2 protein-coding genes are annotated in these 2297 nt (G+C 56.0%); both read right to left on the bottom strand.

The annotated features are described in order from the left end of the window. On the bottom strand, positions 1-1581 hold a 1581-nt coding region (locus HQL44_17835), incomplete at its 3' end, for a recombinase family protein (GenBank protein MBF0270441.1). Positions 1582-1588: 7 nt separating this feature from the next. Then, the gene (locus HQL44_17830) at positions 1589-1732 is read right to left on the bottom strand and encodes a hypothetical protein (GenBank protein MBF0270440.1); all 144 of its coding nucleotides are present in this window, start codon (positions 1730-1732) and stop codon (positions 1589-1591) included. Positions 1733-2297 lie beyond the last annotated feature (565 nt).

Genomic DNA, 2297 nt, shown 5'->3' with positions numbered 1-2297 from the left:
GCGCCACTCCCGTTCAAAACTGGGCACCAAGGGTGCATCCCCCAGCGGGGCTGCAATCCCTTTGGCAAGCCTTGATTTTGAACCCTGGATACGGATTTCCCGGTCATCCAGTTCAATACGGTTAACGAAGAGCCTGAGATAGGCACGCCTAAATTCCGGGGTTCCGTTGAACAGCCGGTCGCGGATTTCCTGGCTGAAGCGTTCCAGCTTTTCTGGCGTGATGGCCTTGCGGGTGCCGTTGATCTGGCGGGTCAGAAGATCGATCTTTTCCTTAAGGCCGTCCCGGTACGTCTTCAGTTCGTTAATCCGGTCCTTGAGGGTCGAATCGGACAGGTCGGCGATTCCTTCTTCGATGGATCGATAAAGGTTTCTCAGGCTGCTTTCCGTCTTTGTTAATTCGTGGCGAAGCCGTCCCAGCTTGGCTTTGCGGGTCTCTTCCGCGTCTTGGCTTCGATCGATCAGCTCCGAAAGAATCCCCTGGAGCCGGTCCGGTTGGAAGACCCGCTCGGCCAAATGGTCGAGGACAAGCTTGTCCAATCCATCGCGAGGCACCCGTCGGCCTTTGCAGATAGCCTTTCCCATCCGGGCGCAGGTGGAGCAGGCGTAATAGGCATACTGCCCACTCTTGCCGGTCGAGATGGTCATGCCGCCGCCGCACGAAGCACATTTGAGCAGGCCGGTCAGGAGTGTTGGGCCGGTAATCACCCTGGGCGGCGTTACCCGTGGGTTCTTTTGCTTCAACGAGGCCTGAATGCGGTTGAAATCTTCCTCGGTGATAATTATGGGAACAGAGAAAGGCTCCCACTCAGCTTTTGGCTTGGACGCCTTGGTCTTCCAGTGCTTCTTGTTGAAGTAATGGGTACCGGTATAGGTCTCGCAAGTCAGAATGCGATGAATCTGACTGACATGGAATGGACGGCCCCTTGATCTCAGTCCCTCGCCATTCAGCAGCTTGGCGATGGCCGTGACGCCTAATGGCCCGGCACCCTCGCCACGTAGATAAAGCGTGTAGATGCGTCGGACCAGTTCGGCTTCTTCAGGATTAATCTCAAGCCGCTTCTTGACACGCTCACCCTTTCTGCCCGCCTCCACGGCTTGATAGCCAAAGGGCGGGGCCGCCCCGTTCCAGTAACCTTGCCTTGCGTTTTCGAGCATAGACCGAAGAACGTGCTTGGCGGTTTCTGCGCTCTGGTATTCATCGAACTTGGTCAAGATCGAGCGCACCAGATTCCCGGATGGATCGTCGCTCAAGGGCTGGGTAATCGATAGGATCTTGATGCCATGCTTATCAAGCTTTCGGCGGTAATGTTCGAATTCATAATCGTCTCGGAAAAATCGGGACAGTGAGTGAACCAGAATGGCGTCAACGGGGTGTTCATCTCCCAGAGAAAAGCCGATCATTTCTTGAAAAACGGGCCTGTCCCCCGTCGTCGCACTGGCCCCCGGTTCCGAGAACTCTCGGACAAGCTCGTGGCTGTGCTGTTCGCAATATTGCTTGGCCTGGCGCTCCTGGTCGGCCAGGGATAATTCATGCTCTGCCTGGCGGGTCGTCGAGACGCGGTAGTAAGCGGCAATTTTCATGGTCCCCTCACTCAGAAGCCAGCAGGTCGGCAATCACGTCTTCAAGATATACTGCAATCAGATCGAGTTCTTCAGAAAGAATAGGCAGATTCCCCGAAAGGCCAGAAGCAATTTTGACAGCACTTACCCCTTTACCCTTGGACTGAGCCAAGGCTGCGGACTGTCCGAGTGCGCCGGTGTTCGCGCCTGGAACTCCTGAAGGCCCATGAGGCTCAGGAAAAGGTTTTGGAGGCCGAGAGGCCATAACAAGACTGCCTGGGCCATCGGACCCCCGGTCTCCACCAACGCAGGCTGACCGGAGGTCCGACGACCCTGGCGAGAGTCTGCCACCTCCTGCGTGGCGGTCGGTAACTCCAACCAGCGATCTAAGCTGCTGGTTGGGCCGTTACAGACACAAGAATACTACACGAACATAAAGAGTCATTCAAGCGAACTTGTCGTAATGCTATAGAAAATCTAGCAGGCAACCCGGCTGAGAGGACGCTTGTGCTCACTTGGGCCTGAGGAGCCTCCAGCCAAGAGAGCATACATGGCCCCCCCAAAAAATGCTCGTGGATGAGGGGATAAATATAGGCCGCCAGTATCTGCCGCCAAGCTGGCCGGAAGGCCCAATCCAGCCTTCGCTATAGAGGGGCTGCGGCAGGATTGGGCCATCCCAGACCCTATCTTAAACATCGGTATCGTCAGTGGGGGCTGGTCAAGAACACCTATCCGAA

The organism is Alphaproteobacteria bacterium, from assembly GCA_015231795.1.
GTDB lineage: Bacteria > Pseudomonadota > Alphaproteobacteria > Rhodospirillales > WMHbin7 > WMHbin7.
Note: the sequence above shows the minus strand (reverse complement) of the source record. Positions and strands in the feature narration are given on the sequence as shown.